The organism is Streptomyces sp. A0592, from assembly GCF_004795115.1.
GTDB classification, from domain to species: domain Bacteria; phylum Actinomycetota; class Actinomycetes; order Streptomycetales; family Streptomycetaceae; genus Streptomyces; species Streptomyces erythrochromogenes.
Genome location: NZ_SSBM01000002.1, coordinates 379,403 through 395,762, shown reverse-complemented (window position 1 = coordinate 395,762; position 16,360 = coordinate 379,403). Strand labels below are relative to the sequence as shown.

Genomic DNA, 16,360 nt, shown 5'->3' with positions numbered 1-16,360 from the left:
CTCGCCGGACTCACCTGCGGCGTGAGCGGGGCTGTCAGTGGGGTTCGCTACCTTCGCCCCATGTCGATCACCGCACAACTGAGCGATTCGGTGGAGCTGCCGGGAGGGGCTGCACTGGTCAACGGCTTCGCCTTCGAGAGTCGCGGAGAGGCCACGCGCCGTGCCCTGCTCCAGAACGGGCACGAGCTGGAGGTCTACGACCTGTACGAGGTCTTCGCCGGGGAGCGGGCGCCGACCGCGGTCTTCCCGCTCCCCTGGCCCGGGTGGGACCGCGGCGTCCACTCGGTGAGCCCGGACGCCACGTTCGCGGTCTTCTCGGGCCAGCGCGCGGTCCGGGCCGTCGGCCCGGGAGGGGAGCTGCTGTGGGAGTACCGGCACGGCTGCTGGGGACCCGAGCTCGGCCACGCGCACACCGGGGACGAGCAGGAGGTGTGCCGCGGGCTGGAACATGGCTCCTGCCGCGTCTCCGACGACGGCCGGCTCGTCTGGGCGCATGTCGTGCTCGGGTGGGACGAACAGGACTGCCAGGAGTTCTGGGTCGTCCTCGACGCCCGGCACGGACGGGAACTGGCCCGGCTGCCGCTGGACAGCGCGGCTTCCGGATCGCACCACGTATCGCATCCGGACGGCCTCCACATGGGCCTGTGCATCGGCATGGGCCAGGACGGCATCCTGCTGCACTGGGCGCGCTGGGACGGCGAGAAGCTGACCGACTGGGACCTCAACGAGGGTCTGGACCGCATCCTGGTGGACGTCCACACCGGGCTCGCGGGGTTCCTGACGGTCGAGCACTACGGATCCGACCTGAGACTGCACGCCCTGGACGGCGCCGTGCTCGCCGAGCGGACGCCCGAGTCGTGCGACGACGAGGACCCTGCCGGCTGGGACTACGGCTGCGGCTTCGTCGACGCCGACACCGTGATCGCCTCCACGGTCGACGCCGATGAGGACCCGGACCGGGCCCGGCACTGGATGCTCGACGCCCGCACCTTGCAGGTGCGGGGCGCAATCTCCTATCCCACCGGCCCTGTGGACGGCTGTGTGCGCCCGCTCGGAGACGGCAGCTGGCTGACGTACGACGGCAGGAGCGGAACACTCAACCGCTGGATCGAAGCAGCGTCGTGACGTGAGCCCGGGGGCGAACGCGCCGCCCGGCAGCCGGGAGTGGCCTGCGGCGAGCCGCGCCCGGCGAGGGCCTTGCGGCCTTGGGTCACCCGAGGAACAGAGGGAACCTCACTGCCGCGTCGCGCAGTTCGGCGCGCTGTGCGTCGGTGGGCGTGCTGCGGCCGGTGCCGACCAGGAGGGCGTCCCGGTCGGTGAACGAGGTGGGGAACGCCGCCCCGGCGATCCGCTCCAGCATGGCGCGGGATCGGGCCATGCTCTCCTGGGGCGGCCGGGTCCGCGCGTGCGGGAGGTGGGCGATCAGGTCGAGGTGGTGCAGCGTCCACTCCAGGACGTACGCGCCGAGGTAGTCCGCCACGGTCAGGACCTCGTCGCGGGTGCCCACCAGGCCTTTCGGATCGGCGAGTTCGGCGGCGCGGCCGGCCGCGGAGCCGACGTCGTCCAAGTGGAACCGGAGCAGGTGCGGGTCCCCGTACGCCGCGGCCAGCCGGACGGTGAGGGCGTCGAGCGGATCCTCGCCGGTCGGGGGCCGGTCCTCGACATGCCAGTAGGTCACCGCGTCGGCGGTCGGGTCCGTCGCGGCAGGGGTGGCGAGGGTGATCAGAATGTCCTGGGCATCGATGACCAGGTGGCACACGAGGTCCCGTACGAGCCAGCCGGCGCAGCCCGACGGGCGCGCGAAGTCCGGGTCCGGGGTCTCGGCGACCGCAGTGCGCAACGCCGTCCAGGAGCGGGTGAAGAGGTCCACACCGGCACCGTAGTGGGGCGCCGCCACGGCGGCCAGGCCAGGCCCTCCGGTCGGTATCGGGTCGGCGAATCCCGACGTCACCTTCGCGGTGGCCGGGCCCGGCCGTGTGGGCGGCCCGGACCAGCAGGTGGCGGCCTCGGCCCGGCGGGAGTTGCGCGCACTCCCGCACGGGCTGCTGGGTCACTGGGCTACTGGGGCATCAGGACGGTGTCGACGATGTAGACGTTGGCGTTGGCGGTCTTCACGTTGCCGCAGACCACGTTCGAGGTGTCGTTGACCTTGTAGGACACGCCTGAGCCGGCGGTGTTGACCATTCCCTTCTGCAGGGTCTCGAAGGAGCCGTTCTCCAGTTGCTTCGGGGTGAGCTTCTGGCCGACCACGTGGTAGGTGAGGATCTTGGTGAGAGTGGCCTTGTCCGCCAGCACCTTGTCGAGGTCGGCCTTCGGGATCTTGGCGAAGGCGTCGTTCGTCGGGGCGAAGACGGTGATGTCCTTCGCGTTGTTGAGGGTGTCGACGAGACCGGCCTGCTTGACGGCGGCGACCAGGGTGGACAGGGCCGGGTTGTTCGAGGCGGCGGTGGCGACCGGGTCCTTGGCCATGCCGTCGAACGAGCCCGCGCCCTCCTTCGGGACGCCGGCGCAGGCCGCACCGAAGGGCTCGCCGCCTGTCATCGAGTCGTCCATCGGGCTGCTTGTCCCGGTCTTGGCCTCGTCACCGGCGGCTGCGGCGGGGGCGGCCTTGGTGTCGCCGGAGTCGGAGCAGGCGGCGAGGGAGAAGGGCAGTACGGCGGCTGCGGCCGCGGCAAGGGCGGTACGGCGGAACTTCAGGCTGTTCATGATCAGTTGCTCCCCTTGAGCGTCTGTCGGTTGAGTGAGGGGGTGATGCCGGGCCGGCCCTGAAGCGGGCCGGGCCGGGGGTCTAGGGGACGGTGACGAACACGCTGTGCCAGCCGCTCGCCCCGTCGGGGATCGTCCGCGCCCGTTCCTCGGTCTGGACCCGACCGGTGCCGTCGGTGGCGCGGACGGTGATCGTGTGTCCGCCCGGGCCGGCCTGCCACGGGTACGACCACTGCCGCCAGGTGTCGACGCCCGCCTGGACAGCGAGGTCGGCCTCCTGCCAGGGCCCGTCGTCGATCCGTACCTCGACGCGGGTGATGCCGCGGCCCTGGGCCCATGCGACACCGGCGACCATGACCGTGCCTGCGCCGGGGCGCGCGAAGGGTTTGGGGGTGTCGATGCGGGACTGGGTCTTGACGGGCGCGCGGCGGGCCCACTTCCGCTTCACCCAGTACGGGTCGTAGGCGGCGAAGGTGGTGAGCTCGATGTCGGTGATCCACTTGCACGCCGACACGTACCCGTACAGGCCCGGGACGAGCATGCGGACCGGGAAGCCGTGGTCGAACGGGAGCGGTTCGCCGTTCATCCCGACCGCGAGCATCGCGTCGCGGCCGTCCATGACGTCCTCGACGGGTGAGCCGAGCGTCATGCCGTCCACGGAACGGGCCACCAGCTGATCGGCGTCGCCGCCCTTCGAGGGCGGTTTCACCCCGCACTCGACCAGCAGCTCGGTCAGTCGTACGCCGAGCCAGCGGGCGGTGCCGAGGTAGGGGCCGCCGACCTCGTTCGAGACGCAGGTCAGGGTGATGTCCCGTTCGATCAGCGGGCGGGCCAGGAGTTCGTCGAGGGTGTAGGTGCGGGGCCTGTCGACGCCCTTGCCGTGGATGCGCAGCCGCCAGGTGCCCGCGTCGACCATGGGGACGGAGAGTGCGGTGTCGACGCGGTAGAAGTCCCGGACGGGCGTGGTGAACGGGCTGACGCCGTCCACCTTGAGCTGTGTGCCGGCCGGGACCGCGGGAGCGGGAGCCGCGGGGGCGGGCAGGCGGAGGGCGTTGCGCGAGGTGACGGCCCCCTGCCCCCGCTGCCCGGACAGTACTTGGCCCAGCGCTCCGGCGGTGGCTGCCGCGGCCGCGGTGGCGGCAGCGGCGTTGAGGAACCCCCGCCGGCTCCAACCGGCGCCGCTGCGGTCGGCCCGGTGCGGCGGGCCGGTGGCGTCGGCCCTGCCCGCCAGAAGGTGGAGCACCGCGGCGCCTGCCACCGCGCCCGCCACGGACGGCAGGGCGTCCGCGGCTCCGGCGCTGTCGGGCCGGCTCAGGGCGGCGGCCGCGCCGATGATCCCGAACGCCAGCACCCCGGCCGCCCCCGCCCGCCGGTACCGGAGGGCGAGGATGCCCAGGGCGGTCGCGAACAGGCCCAGCAGGACCAGGATGCCGAGTTGGAGGACGAGCTTGTCGTTCTCTCCGAACGTCCGGATGGCGAAGTCCTTCACCGGGGCCGGTGTCCGGTCGACGACCGCGCCTCCGACCACCGTCACCGGTCCGGCCGCGGGCCGCACCAGGGCTGCCGTCAGCCGGGCCACCGCCAGCGCGGTGCAACCGGCCAGCAGGCCGGACAGGGCCCCGAGGCCGGCCCGGGAGAGGGTGGTGTGGAAGCTGCTCACACCCGGCATTCGTCGGCACCCATCGGGCGGATTGGCCCGTCACCCGAACGAATGAGTCCCCGGTCCCCACCGGCCCCGTCTGCCCGAGCCCACGCCGGGCGAGTACGCCGGACCGGTCACAGCCGCTACCGCCAGGCTCTTCTGGACACCAACCACTGCATTGCCTCCACAGGGAAGGGGATCCCCGGCCGACCGGGCCGTGACCCTGCCCGGACCTTGGCCCTGCCCCTGGTCCAGCACCCTGGCCTGACCTACCGTGAGGTCGCCCGAGCCCTGCGCACGCCGTTTCCGACCATCAGGACACGCGTGCGCGACGGGCCGACCGACTCCGCGACCTGCATGGAGGTGACCACATGGACCTGCACCACACCGACGTCCAGACCCTCACCGCAGCCGCATCACAGAAGGAGAGCCATGCCCAGCACCCCGAAGATCGGAGACGTCCCCGGTGAGTTCCGCCTGTCCGGTGGACAACTGCGCGGAGAGACCTTTCACATCGGCGACTACAGCCTCCACGAGCAGCGCGGAAACCCCGTGGTCCTCGCCTTCTACCCCGGCGACGACACGCCCGTCTGCACCGCGCAGCTGTGCTCCTACTCCGACGGGCTGGAGCAGTTGCAGTCCGCCGGGGCAGTGGTGTGGGGGATCAGCGCCCAAGGCATCGACAGCCACGAGCGGTTCGCGCGGGCCAGGCAGCTGCGGATGCCGCTCCTGTCCGATCCGGACCGGGCCGTGGCGCGGTCCTTCGGTATCACCGCACCCCTGATCGGGCTGAGGCGTTCGGTGTTCATCATCGACGCGGGCGGCCGCCTGCACTGGAAGCACGTCACGGCCGTGGGCGCCACCTTCCCGCCGGCCGCGGCCCTGGCCTCGCAGCTCGCCGGCCTGCCCGTCTGAGCCCCGCCGGCCCGTGACCGCCACCGTCACCCATCACCCGTCACCCGTCACCCGTCACCGGCAATCCGTCCGGCCCCCGGCTGCGAAGCACGGGTGGATGGCCGCGCACCAGCGGCGTGTCGAGTGGCGGGAGCGGTTGTGGCAGAACACCGGAAGACGGCGGTCGCCGACGGCGAAGTGGAAGGGGACGGCCGATGAAGCCCGCGGCGGCACGTCTCGCCGCTCTGCTGAGCCATTTCCTCACCGGTCCCCTCCCCGTACGACTGCGCGACTGGGACGGCGGTGAGGCCGGGCCCGCCGACGCCCCCCTGATCGTGCTGCGCTCCCCCGACGCCCTGCGCCGCCTGCTCTGGCAGCCCGGCGAGCTTGGCCTCGCCGAGGCCTACATCAGCGGCGACCTCGACGTGGAGGGCGACCTCGCCGGCGTCCTCTCCCGGGCCGGCCGGGCCGTTCGGGAGCAGGGGATCGCACGTCCGCGTCCGGCCCGACTGGCGGCGGCCGCAGCCCTCGCCGTCGGACTGGGCGCGGCCTCCTTGCCTCCGCGCAGGCCGGACGGGCGCGCACGGCTCACCGGCCGTCTGCACAGCTCTTCCCGGGACCGGGCCGCGATCAGTCACCACTACGACGTGTCCAACGACTTCTACGCGCTGCTGCTCGACGAGTCGATGGCGTACTCGTGCGCCTACTGGGCCCGGCCCGCCGACGCCGCGTACGGCTTGGCCGAAGCCCAGCGGGACAAGCTGGAGCTGATCTGCCGCAAACTCGGACTGCGGGCCGGTGATCGGCTCCTGGACGTCGGGTGCGGCTGGGGCTCCCTGGCCGTGTACGCCGCCCGGGAACACAAGGTGCGCGTCACCGCGGTCACCCTCTCCCGGCAGCAACGGGACTTCGTCGCCGAGCGGGCCGTCCGCGAGGGCGTGGCCGGACTGGTGGAGGTCCAGCTGAGGCACTGGCGCCACATCGACGGCGGAGGGTACGACGCTGCCGACGCCGTCGAGATGGGCGAACACGTCGGCGACGCCGAGTACCCCGCCTTCGCCGCCACACTGCACGACGCACTGCGCCCCGAGGGCCGGCTGCTGATCCAGCAGATGTCACGCGGCGCCGACGCACCCGGCGGAGGACCCTTCATCGAGTCGTACATCGCGCCCGACATGCACATGCGGCCCGTGGGCCGCACCGCCGACATGCTGGAGGCCGCCGGGTTGGAGGTCCGCGGCGTCGAATCCCTGCGCGAGCACTACGCGGCCACCATCGACGCCTGGCGCACCCGTCTCGAAGACCGCTGGTCCGAGGTCGAAGACCTCGTCGGCGAGACCACCGGCCGGGTGTGGCGCCTCTACCTGGCCGGCGCCTCGCTGGCCTTCGCCGAACGACGCATGGGCGTCGACCAGCTCCTCGCGGTACGCCCCACCCGCGACGGCGGTTCGGGCATGCCCGCCACTCCCGCCGCCTGGTACCCGTCGTCGGAGAGCCGCCGGTGAGCGGAACACCGGTCGCGGTGCGCTCGGGCGTGCAGCGGCACCCGGTCGAGCCAGGGGGTGCTACGTCACCAGGTGCAGCGACGTTCCCGCGATGCCCAGGCGTACGCTCTGGCCCCAGGTCAGTTCCAGGGCGTCGCCTTCCATCCCGTCGCCGAACACCACGATGCGGTCCGACTCCACGGTGAGCCGCAGCCCCTGCCCCCGCCCGAGCTCACCGGCGACCCTCGTCGTGCCGGACGTCGGAGAGGGCCAGGCCTCCCGTACGAACCACAGGAGCCGCGGCTCGCAGGGCGCGGGCAGCTCGGCGCGGCTGCCGCGCTCCAGCCACAGGGAACGCAGCCAGCCGGTGGCGCCCGTTCCGGTGCCCACCAGCACCCCGGAGGATGCCTGGGCCTCGCCCGGTCCGTCGTCGCCGTCGCCGTCGCCGTCGGAGCCCAGGCGGTAGCGGGCCGTCTGGTGACCCGGTGGGCCGAGGTAGATCTCGTTCAGGGCGAGCAGGCGCTGGGTGTCGTCGGCGACGGCCTCGACCATGGTCAGTTCCTCTGCCCGGCCACCGGCGGTGGTCGCCGCACGCAGCAGGGCGGCCGCGTCGGTGCAGCGGTGGCGGACCAGCACGCCCGGATTGCGCCCCGGGTCGGTGTCGATGCCCACCACCGGCTGTCCTCGCAGGTACTTCGCGGTGTTGGCGACCAGTCCGTCCTGGCCGACCACGACCACCACGTCCTCCGGGGCGAACAGGAAGCGGTCCAGGTCCGAACGCTCCACCCGGGAGCTGCGCCAGGTGAGCGGTACCGCCGCCGCCACTTCCCGCAGCGCGTGCTGCGTGCGCTGGTGGCGGCGGAGTACCTCGTCGATGGTCCGGCCCCGGCTGGAGAGGAAGAACGCCGCCTGCCCGTGCGTTCCGTGCCGGGCGAGCAGTTCCTCGTACTCGGTCCTGCGGTGCACGAGTACCGCCCGTGGGGCGAGGCTCACGCGCCCGAGCCGCCGTCCGGACGTCCGAGCCTGCCGAGGAGCCCGGTGAGGACGTCGGGCGAGAGCGTGATGCTCTCGATCCGCGGCAGGTTCTCCGCCAGCCGGGTCGCCGCCAGGGCGTGCAGCGTGCCCGGTCCGACCTCGCCGTGCACCCGCAGCCAGGCGGCCTGGGTCTCGGCACGCGCTGCGCCCGTCTCACGCTCCGCCTCGGCGTCCGCTCGGGCCAGGCGGACCTTGCGGGCCGCCTCGGTCTCGGTGCGGATGCCGTCCGCCGCCGCCTTCTCCTCGGCCTCGCGGCGGGCGTTGGTGCCCCGCTGGTCGATCAGCTGCTCCTCGCGCCGGGCCAGTTCGATCTGGCTGGCCAGTTCGTTCTCGGCGATGGCGCGCTCGCGCTCGACGGCGACGGCCCGCCGCTCGTAGGTGGCCCGGTCCGCCTCCTGCTGGATCTGCTCGCGGGCCGGGGTGCGCAGGGCGCGCTCCACCTCGGCCTCGGGGCGGATCGCCACGACCCGCACGGCCACCACGTCGATGCCGGTGGCCGGGAGCCTGGGCTCGTCGGCGAGGCCGGCGGCGACGCTGGTCCGCACGGAGGCGACGCCGTCCACCAGGGCGACGGCCAGCGAGGTGCGGGCCAGCACGTCCAGGGCGTGCTGCTGCGCGGTCTCGGTGAGGAGCGTGGCGATCTGCTCCAAGGGGGCCCCGCGCCAGCTTCCGGTGTCCGGGTCGACGGAGAAGTCGAGTCGGGCCGCGGCTTCGGCCGGGTCGCTGATCCGGTAGGTGACGGTGGCCTGCACGGCGACGTCCTGGAAGTCGGACGTACGGGCGTGGAACGCCATGGCCAGTTCCCGGTCGTCGACCGGCACTTCGGACAGCGCCGCCGACAGCGAGCGGTACCAGAAACTGAGCCCCCGCCCGTCGTGGACGAGTCGGCCGCGCCGGTGGTGGCGGATGTGCGTGGTGGGCGCGGAGCGCAGATGACGCCAGCCGAAGCGCCGGGTGATGTCGGCCATGACGGACCCCCTTCATTTCGTCAGTACGACGATAAAGGAGCCCTCCCATATCGTCAAGGGGACGAAAAGAGGGCGGCGGTCGGGGCGGGAGCCGGGGCCGGCAGGCGGCCCTGTACGGCGTCGGCGCACACCGACGGTCCGCCCGTCCGTCCGTCCCGTCAGACCCGCGCGTACGGGCCCTCGGTCGCCATCGTGTTCTGCATCGCCGTCAGTCGGCGGACGAAGAGGAGCGCGAGGACGCCGGCGACCGTCATGACCAGGTCCGCGGCGATCCCGAGCCTCCCTGCCGCAAGCAGCTCGTCCACGGTCTCGGCCGCCATGTAGATGCGGCTGAAGACGCGGTCCCCGGTCGCGGCGAGGACCCAGACCACCCACCAGGACATCAACAGCGCGGCGGAAGCCGTGCGGTCGGAGCCGTCGGGGCCGCGCTGGGTACTGGCCCGCCAGGTCTGCAGGGCGACCCGGCACGGCAGGAACAGGTTCGCCACGGGGACGAACCATGCGCCGATGGCCCAGCCGCGGCCCAGGGTGAAGGCATCGGGGCGGAAGATTCCGCCGTTGCTGCGCACCCGGTGGAACCAGACGATGAAGACGACGACCGCGGGCAGCACCGTGAGCACCTGCAGCAGCCCTGCGAGGATGGTGAGCCCGGGGGCCACGCCGAGTTCGAGGTCGTCGAAGTGGGTGTCGGCCGCGAACCCCTGAAGCCACGACTGCTCGTACGCGCCGACGCCGGCGGAGAAGAGGCGTACCGCGGCGGCGGCGCCGAGCAGCCAGGTCAGGGCCGTGGCGAGGCCCTTCGGGGAGCGCAGCACGCTCGGGGGCCCCGGCGGAGCCATGCGGACGGGCCCGCCGGGGTAGGGGTGGCCCTGCTGGGGAGCCGGGTACGGGGCCTGGTACGAGACCGGGCCGGGCTGCGAAGGCGACGGAGGCAGCGGAGGCGGCGGCGTGCCGGGCGCGCTGAAGGACATGACGGTGGAACCCCCCACGGGAACGGACGACATACGGACGGCCCGCCCGGCGGGCGGGGGCCCCGGTGAAGATATGCCGGTCCCGTGCCGGAGTCCACACGATTTCCGCTGGTCAGACGCACCCTGCCCGTCGGAGGCGCGGTGACGGCTTCTTCGGGTCCGGTTCCACCATGACGACGCACCATCTCTCCCTGTTGCCGCCGCCGATGACCCGGACGTTGATGTGCTTGGTCTGACCGGTGTCGTGGAAGTGGAGCACCACGGCCTGCCGGACGGATCCCTCGTCGTAGCACTCCGCGGTCTTTTCGGGCGAACCCATGTCGTGGTCGTCCGCGAGGCCCGCCAGTTCGCCCGCGGCCAGCGGCGGGTGCGAGCCGTACCCGGTGGCGTACCGCGCGTCGTCGGCGTCGTACTCCGACGAACCGCAGGGCCCGTGTCGCACCCACTACGCGCCCACAGGCGGGACGGTGATGACGAGCAGGGATGACTCCCGGGGGGAGGTTGCAGGGCCGGTTGATGACGCGTCAGGCGTCGAGATTCAGGTCGAACGCCGTCGGGGCGTCGGCGCAGATCACCTCTCCGGAGGCGGACCGGCCCACCCACACCGGGTGGACGCCGTCGCCGCCGGTGTGGAAGACCGCCAGGTCCGCGCCCAGGCTGCCGCCGTCGAGATGCACGCCGGCCACGGATCCGGTGAGCCGATCGGCCTCCGGGGAACCAGGCTGCCGCGGGGGCGTCGCAGATCTGCAGCGGGCCACCGCGACCTGCTCGTAGGACCCGTAGCCCCTGTCCGCGACCTCGACCAGGGTCGCCCTCACCGGGTACGTGCCCGGCGGCACGGCCACCGTGATGCTAGGCGCCTCGTCGCAGCTGTGCGGGCAGTCGACCGCCAGCACTCCTCTCGGCACGCGCAGACCGCCGCACGGAACCGGCTCGCGGACCGTGAGCCCCGAAAGGCGGGTGCCGGGGCGGAAGAGCCGGTCGAAGTCGGTGGATCCGAGCAGCCGGGAAGGCTCCCGGCGCCAGCCGGACGCCAGGTCACCCAGTCGTGCGGCGACCCAGTCCGGGAGCGGGCCGGCGACCGGGAGCGCCGGCCAGTCGTCGGAGCCGGGGCGGGCCGTCCAGAGGTGCTCCTCGGCCACCGCCATTTCGGCCTCCGGGACGCGCCCCGCATGCCCTCGGGCTGGTGCGAGATGTGTGCGGTGCCGCCTGCCGAGAGGTCCACCACCGTACGAGGGAAGTGCACGTCGGTGCCGAGCAGCAAGGCTGCTTGGCCTGCGATGATGACGGAATGCCTGATCCAGGGACCACCGCCGTCGTGATCGTTCTGCCCGACGCCGCCCCGCTCCTCGATGCGGCGTGGCGTATCGACCCGGCCCTGGTCCGTCATGGGGTACCGGCGCACGTCTCGCTCCTCTACCCGTTCGTACCGGAATCGGCGCTGACGGATCAGGACGAGAAGAACGTGCGTTCCCTGGCGGCGAGTTTCCCGGCGGTCGATCTGCTCCTGGAGGACGTGGTGACGGCGCCCGGCTTCGTCGCCGTCTCCGTGCCGGAACTCCAGCCGATCGTCGATGCGTTCCACGCCCGGTGGACAGGATTGCGCCCGCACGGGGGCCGCTTCGGGGCGCGGCCCGCCGCCCATGTCACGGTCGCCATGGGCGCGGTCGACCCCGCAGCCGCCGCCTGTGTCCGCTCCGAGGCCGGGAACCTTCTGCCCCTCCGCACCCGCGCGACGGCGGTCCAGCTGGTGGCTCTGACGGAGGAAGGCTGGCGGCCGCGCCTCACCGCGCCGCTCGGCGCCCCGGACGGCACGTGAACACCTCCGATGGCCCACTGTCGGCGAACACCGCAGTCGTGCACGGGACTTGCCCGGCAGCCGACAGTCGGCAGCCGACAGTCGGTAGTCGGTAGTCGGTAGTCGGACGCTCCCCCGCCCGGGACCGGGTCAGTCGGAGTCAGCCAGGGCTGTGGGTGCGGGTGCCGGCGGCGAGCATGCCCGCTGCCGCCAGGACTCCCAGCAACCACGCCACGGCCGTACCCGTGCTGCCCAGGACCACCGGCGTGCCGGCCATCCAGCCGTACAGCACGGGCGCGTACAGCAGGGGGAGGGCGGTCGGCAGGGGTATCACCACGGCGAGTACCTCGGCGAAGCCGAGCGGCTGGGTGCGGCCGCCGGGTAGGGCGAGGGCCCGCCTCACCGCCCAGTGCATGCGGGCCGACGCCCCCAGGGCCATCGCCGCGACGCCCACGGGATACCACCAGCTCTCGGCCAGCCAGGCCGCCAGATAGTCCATCCTCCGCATTCTGCCGGGCCCCGGCCGACAAGGCGTCACCGTGCCCCTGTCCGCCCTCCTCGACGGAAACGCCCCGGCCGCCTGAGAGGGTGGGACGGAACGTGCGTCACCGCGGCCATGTGGTGCACTGCACGGCCTTGTTCATGTTGCATACGGGCTGCCAGGAGGTCTGGGGAATGGGCGAGCTGTACCCGCCGGTCGAGCCGTACGAGAAGGGGATGCTCGACGTCGGCGACGGCAACCTCGTCTACTGGGAGGTCTGCGGAAATCCGGTCGGCAAGCCGGCACTTGTCGTCCACGGCGGGCCGGGATCAGGATGCGGGACCGGGGTACGCCGGTACTTCGACCCGGACCGCTACCGGATCGTCCTCTTCGACCAGCGCGGCTGCGGCCGCAGCACCCCCCACGCGAGCGAACCCACGGCCGACATGCGCCACAACACCACCCGGCACCTGATCGCCGACATGGAGCGGCTCCGCGGTCACCTGGGCATCGACCGCTGGCTGCTCCACGGCGGCTCGTGGGGCTCCACGCTGATCCTGGCCTACGCCGAGACCTACCCGGAGCGGGTGTCGGAGATCGTCATGGCCGCCGTCACCACCACTCGGCGCTCCGAGATCGACTGGCTCTACCGGGGCGCGGGGCGGTTCTTCCCCGAGCAGTGGGAACGCTTCCTCGAAGGAGCCGGCGGCACACCGCGGGACGGTGACGTCGTCGCGGCCTATGCACGCCTGATGGAACATCCGGACCCCGCGGTACGGGAGAAAGCGACGGCCGACTGGTGCGCCTGGGAGGACGCGGTCCTGTCCGGGGAGACGAACGGCGCCTCCAACCCGTACGGCGACCGCCCGCCGGCCGCTCGACTGGCCCTGGTCCGCATCTGCTCGTACTACTTCTCCCACGGGGCCTGGCTGGAGGAGGGCGCACTCCTGCGCGATGCGCATCGCCTGGCCGGAATCCCGGGTGTGCTGGTCCACGGCCGGCTCGACCTGGCCGGCCCGCTCGACACCGCATGGGAGCTCGCCCGCGCCTGGCCCGATGCCGAGCTGACCGTGGTCGGCGATGCAGGCCATCTGGGCAGCGACACGACCCGTGCCCATGTGCTCAGGGCTCTCGACCGATTCGCCGGCGCGGGGTGAGCCTCGACAGGGCGCAGTGTGCGGCGCTCCGCACTCCCTCCGGCCGGATCGGCCGCAGGAGCTCAAGAGGTCCAGGGGTAGGCCGGGTCCTCGGTGATCTTCACGTGCTGCGGGGCGTTTCGGGGGAAGGACCAGATGCGTCCCAGGGTGCTGGTGGCGGTCACCGTGGTCGCGTCCACGGTGACTTCGGTGAAGGGATTGGACGAGCAGGAGACCGCGACCCATTCGAGGGTGAGGTGGTCATCGTCCCGGGTGAGGGCGACCCAGCCGATGCTGCCGTGGGCCGCTGACTCACCTGCCAGGGCCCGGCTTCCGGCGTAGGCGCATGAGGCGAACGTCGTGTCGATGTCCAGCCAGTCGGTCGGGGTCCACGCGGTGGCCTGCATGAGGTGCCACCACTGCCAGTCCTCGGCCCGCATGTCATCGGGCCGGTCCGCGGGGGAGAATCTCATGAGGCTCATCACCGACAGGGATCCGTCGCCGAACATGATGAAGTCCCCGTAGGGCGCCTCTCGGGCGCGCCAGCGGTTCTGCACCAGGTCGGCATTGAGTAGTGCATCGGAGGGTTTCACACCCGCCATGGTGACACCGAGGCCGACGGGCTACGCCAGTCGGGTCGTTGCCACTCGGATCCTGAAGGCACAGGGAACCCGACCGTCCGACGTGGTCATGTCCCTCACCTCGGCGAAGAAGGCCTTGCGCAACCCTTCCACGGTCGTGCGGTCGAGCGGGCCGAGGTCGTAGAGACCGGAAACCGCAGCCCATACCTGCTCCACCGGGCCGCTCAGGTCGATGGGAACGGTCTCCCAGTCCACCGCTGCGAAGCCCGCCGGTCCGAGGACTTCGTCGAGCCCCTCGCGGCTGCGCGTCCGTCTGTCCCCCAGGGCCGGGATGCGCTGTGCGGCCGGCGCCGCCTCCATCGTGTGCCGCAAGAGGGTGAGGAACCGTTCATAGGCTTCGCCGCCGACGGCCCCGCCTCCCAGGACGCATGCCAGGACGCCTCCGGGAGCCAGCACGCGGGCGACCTCGGCCGCGACGTGCTCGATCTCGCCCATCAGCATCAGCGCCATGTGGGAGACGCAGGCGTCGAAACCGTTGTCGGGGAAGGGGAGTTCCTGAGCTCGGCCCGCCTCCAGCCTCGCTTCGGAAAGCGCCGGTCGGCTTCGTGCCAGTGCCAGAGAGTGCGAGGACAGGTCCAGTCCGGCGAGTTGTCTCCCGGGCGTCCGGGCCAGCAATTCGAGCAGGAGGCCGTCGCCGCAGCCGAGGTCCAGCACGCGTGTGCTTCCGGATACCTGGTCGCACAAGATCTCGTAACTGGAGCGGCCGTCGGGAGCACGGCCACCGGCGAACGCCTCTGCGGTCACGGCCGGGTGCTCGGCGTGGAACGCCTGCAGGAATGCCTCCTGCGGTGCGGTGGTCTTCATGCGCCCCAACCTACGCCGCGGGCCCGGCGCGGACACAGGCCCCGGACCCACGCTCCGGACACCCGCTCGGGGCGCCCGCTCGGGGTGCCCGCTCGGGGTGCCCGCTCGGGGTGCCCACCCCGGCCGTCGGTCCTCCGCCGCCGACCGCCGGGGTGGGCCGCCGGTCAGCCCAGCAGTCGGCGGGCCTGCCGCACCGCGTCGGACAGCTGCCGGACCTCGGGGTCCTCGGTCCGCTCGGCCAGCCGGGCGGTGACGTCCGACAGCCTGGTCAGGCCGACCGAGCCCGGAAGCGGCTCCCAGCCGCCTCCCCGCTCGCGCAGCGACGACGCCAGGTACGCCGCCGCGACCGTGACCTGGAAGCGGGGCGCGGCCTGCTCCCAGCCGCCGCCGGTCAGCGCGGAGGCCTCCACCCGGCCGGACTCCTCGTGCGGGGCCCTGCCGTCGGGGTCGAGCCACCGGACGGTGGCGGTGGCCACGTGTCCGGACGCCCCCGGCCGCAGCTGCACCGCGTACAGCGCGGTCACCGTGTGGCCCGGACCGACCTCGCCGCCGTCCACGGAGTCGTCGCGGAAGGAGTCGTCGGCCACGCGCCGGTTGTCGTAGCCGATCAGCCGGAACCGCTCGACGTTGCGCGGGTCGAAGGAGACCTGCGCCTTGGCGTCGCGGGCTCGCAGCTCCACCTGTGCGGGCAGCTCGTCGCAGAAGACCCGGCGGGCCTCCTCCTCGTCGGAGACGTAGACGGTGTGCCCGTCGCCCTTGTCGACCAGCCGCTCCATGAACGCGTCGTTGTAGTCGCTGCCCACGCCGACCCCGAAGAGGGTGATGCCGTGGTCGCGGCGGGCGCCGTCGATCCGCTCCAACAGGGCGTCGGCGGACGTGGTGCCGGTGTTGGCGAGGGCGTCGGAGAGCAGGACGACGCGGTTGGTGGCGCCGGCCCGACGGCCCTCGACGGCGATGTCGTAGCCGCGGGTGACACCGGCCTCGACGTTGGTGGAGTCGGTGGGGCGCAGCCGGTCGACGACCTCGTGCACCCGCTTGCGGTTGCCGTCCAGACGGGTCATCGGGAGCCGGGTCTCGGCCTTGTTGCTGAAGGCGACGATGGCGAGCGAGTCGTCGCCGCGGAGCCGGTCGGTCATCAGGTCCAGGGAGGTGCGGACCAGGTCGAGTCGGCCGGGTTCGGCCATCGAACCGGAGATGTCGACGACGAAGGTGAGGGCGGCGGGCGGGCGGCGGTCGTGGCCGAGGCCGCTCCGGGTGGCGAGCCCGACCCGCATCAGGGACCAGTCCGCGGCGTCGGTGCGGGCGCCGTCGACGGTCACGGAGAAGCCGTTGCCGTCAGGCTGCCGGTAGTCCTGGCGGAAGCTGTTGACGAACTCCTCCGGGCGGACGGTCGCAGGGTCGGGGAGGTTGCCGTCGGCCAGGGTCCGGCGGGCGTAGCCCCAGCTCGCGGTGTCCACGTCGAGTGCGAAGGTGGAGAGGTAGTCCGCGGGCGGTGCCGCGGTGCGGCGGCCGTCGTCCTCCCCCTCCGCCGCTCCGTCGGCCCGGTCGGCGGTGCCGGGCGAGCCCTGGGCGGGGGCCGGGGCGGGGTTGCCGCCCTTGTTCTGCCGCCCGCCCTCCTGGGCGGTGCCGCTGCTGCGGTCGTGGCCGCTGTCGGAGGCGCTGCACCCGGAGAGCAGCACCGCCCCGGCGGCGAGCACGGCGAGCAGGGCCGGTCCCACCGGGCGGCGGTTGCGGCCACGGCCGCGGTCGCGGCTGGGCGTTCGCAACGTCATGGTGTCCCCCTTCGGACGATCGGTGTCT

The 16,360-nt window shown here is 72.8% G+C and carries 17 protein-coding genes; 5 read left to right on the top strand and 12 right to left on the bottom strand.

What is annotated here, in order from left to right; genetic code table 11:
* The first annotated feature begins 60 nt into the window (after nt 1-60).
* Nucleotides 61-1,125, top strand: a complete 1,065-nt coding sequence (locus E6U81_RS04980) for a hypothetical protein (RefSeq protein WP_136228826.1) — start codon at nt 61-63, stop codon at nt 1,123-1,125.
* Nucleotides 1,126-1,210: 85 nt separating this feature from the next.
* Here the strand turns inward: E6U81_RS04980 and E6U81_RS04975 are convergent, their stop codons facing one another.
* The 3 genes from E6U81_RS04975 to E6U81_RS04965 all read right to left on the bottom strand — a co-directional run bounded on the left by E6U81_RS04975 (nt 1,211) and on the right by E6U81_RS04965 (nt 4,375).
* Nucleotides 1,211-1,870, bottom strand: a complete 660-nt coding sequence (locus E6U81_RS04975; RefSeq protein WP_136228825.1) for a maleylpyruvate isomerase N-terminal domain-containing protein — start codon at nt 1,868-1,870, stop codon at nt 1,211-1,213.
* Nucleotides 1,871-2,058: 188 nt separating this feature from the next.
* On the bottom strand, nt 2,059-2,706 hold the full coding sequence (locus E6U81_RS04970; protein WP_136228824.1) for a fasciclin domain-containing protein: 648 nt from the start codon (nt 2,704-2,706) through the stop codon (nt 2,059-2,061).
* An 82-nt stretch (nt 2,707-2,788) separates the two neighbouring features.
* Nucleotides 2,789-4,375, bottom strand: coding sequence for a molybdopterin-dependent oxidoreductase (locus E6U81_RS04965; protein ID WP_136228823.1), 1,587 nt, complete (start codon nt 4,373-4,375; stop codon nt 2,789-2,791).
* Between the two features lie 405 nt (nt 4,376-4,780).
* Here E6U81_RS04965 and E6U81_RS04960 point away from each other — a divergent pair, with 405 nt between their 5' ends.
* Together E6U81_RS04960 and E6U81_RS04955 are read left to right on the top strand one after the other, a co-directional pair.
* A complete protein-coding gene (locus E6U81_RS04960; RefSeq protein WP_136228822.1) occupies nt 4,781-5,263 on the top strand; it encodes a peroxiredoxin in 483 nt (160 codons plus the stop codon).
* 194 nt (nt 5,264-5,457) lie between these two features.
* The gene (locus tag E6U81_RS04955) at nt 5,458-6,747 is read left to right on the top strand and encodes a cyclopropane-fatty-acyl-phospholipid synthase family protein (RefSeq protein WP_136228821.1); all 1,290 of its coding nucleotides are present in this window, start codon (nt 5,458-5,460) and stop codon (nt 6,745-6,747) included.
* A gap of 60 nt (nt 6,748-6,807) precedes the next feature.
* Here the strand turns inward: E6U81_RS04955 and E6U81_RS04950 are convergent, their stop codons facing one another.
* From E6U81_RS04950 to E6U81_RS04930, 5 genes are all read right to left on the bottom strand, one after another.
* On the bottom strand, nt 6,808-7,719 hold the full coding sequence (locus E6U81_RS04950; protein ID WP_136228820.1) for a hypothetical protein: 912 nt from the start codon (nt 7,717-7,719) through the stop codon (nt 6,808-6,810).
* Nucleotides 7,716-8,729 (bottom strand): SPFH domain-containing protein, encoded by a 1,014-nt coding sequence (locus E6U81_RS04945; RefSeq protein ID WP_136228819.1) that lies wholly within the window; start codon nt 8,727-8,729, stop codon nt 7,716-7,718. Before E6U81_RS04945 ends, E6U81_RS04950 begins: the two co-directional genes overlap by 4 nt.
* Before the next feature lie 158 nt (nt 8,730-8,887).
* The gene (locus E6U81_RS04940; RefSeq protein WP_240803633.1) at nt 8,888-9,700 is read right to left on the bottom strand and encodes a DUF4328 domain-containing protein; all 813 of its coding nucleotides are present in this window, start codon (nt 9,698-9,700) and stop codon (nt 8,888-8,890) included.
* Between the two features lie 112 nt (nt 9,701-9,812).
* Nucleotides 9,813-10,142: a hypothetical protein gene (locus E6U81_RS04935; RefSeq protein ID WP_136228818.1), complete on the bottom strand. Its 330-nt coding sequence runs from the start codon at nt 10,140-10,142 to the stop codon at nt 9,813-9,815.
* 82 nt (nt 10,143-10,224) lie between these two features.
* On the bottom strand, nt 10,225-10,848 hold the full coding sequence (locus E6U81_RS04930; protein WP_136228817.1) for a DUF4241 domain-containing protein: 624 nt from the start codon (nt 10,846-10,848) through the stop codon (nt 10,225-10,227).
* 143 nt (nt 10,849-10,991) lie between these two features.
* Between E6U81_RS04930 and E6U81_RS04925 the strand changes: the two genes are divergently transcribed.
* Nucleotides 10,992-11,519, top strand: a complete 528-nt coding sequence (locus tag E6U81_RS04925) for a 2'-5' RNA ligase family protein (RefSeq protein WP_136228816.1) — start codon at nt 10,992-10,994, stop codon at nt 11,517-11,519.
* A 139-nt stretch (nt 11,520-11,658) separates the two neighbouring features.
* Here the strand turns inward: E6U81_RS04925 and E6U81_RS04920 are convergent, their stop codons facing one another.
* The gene (locus E6U81_RS04920) at nt 11,659-11,997 is read right to left on the bottom strand and encodes a hypothetical protein (RefSeq protein WP_136228815.1); all 339 of its coding nucleotides are present in this window, start codon (nt 11,995-11,997) and stop codon (nt 11,659-11,661) included.
* Nucleotides 11,998-12,173: 176 nt separating this feature from the next.
* Between E6U81_RS04920 and pip the strand changes: the two genes are divergently transcribed.
* On the top strand, nt 12,174-13,136 hold the full coding sequence (gene pip / locus E6U81_RS04915) for a prolyl aminopeptidase (RefSeq protein ID WP_136228814.1): 963 nt from the start codon (nt 12,174-12,176) through the stop codon (nt 13,134-13,136).
* A 62-nt stretch (nt 13,137-13,198) separates the two neighbouring features.
* Here pip and E6U81_RS04910 read toward each other — a convergent pair whose 3' ends face one another.
* The 3 genes from E6U81_RS04910 to E6U81_RS04900 form a co-directional block, all read right to left on the bottom strand.
* Nucleotides 13,199-13,717 (bottom strand): hypothetical protein, encoded by a 519-nt coding sequence (locus E6U81_RS04910; RefSeq protein ID WP_136228813.1) that lies wholly within the window; start codon nt 13,715-13,717, stop codon nt 13,199-13,201.
* Nucleotides 13,718-13,738: 21 nt separating this feature from the next.
* Nucleotides 13,739-14,560 (bottom strand): class I SAM-dependent methyltransferase, encoded by an 822-nt coding sequence (locus E6U81_RS04905; RefSeq protein ID WP_136228812.1) that lies wholly within the window; start codon nt 14,558-14,560, stop codon nt 13,739-13,741.
* A 164-nt stretch (nt 14,561-14,724) separates the two neighbouring features.
* Entirely contained in the window at nt 14,725-16,332 is a 1,608-nt protein-coding gene (locus E6U81_RS04900) for a von Willebrand factor type A domain-containing protein (RefSeq protein WP_136228811.1), read from the bottom strand.
* Between the last annotated feature and the right edge of the window lie 28 nt (nt 16,333-16,360).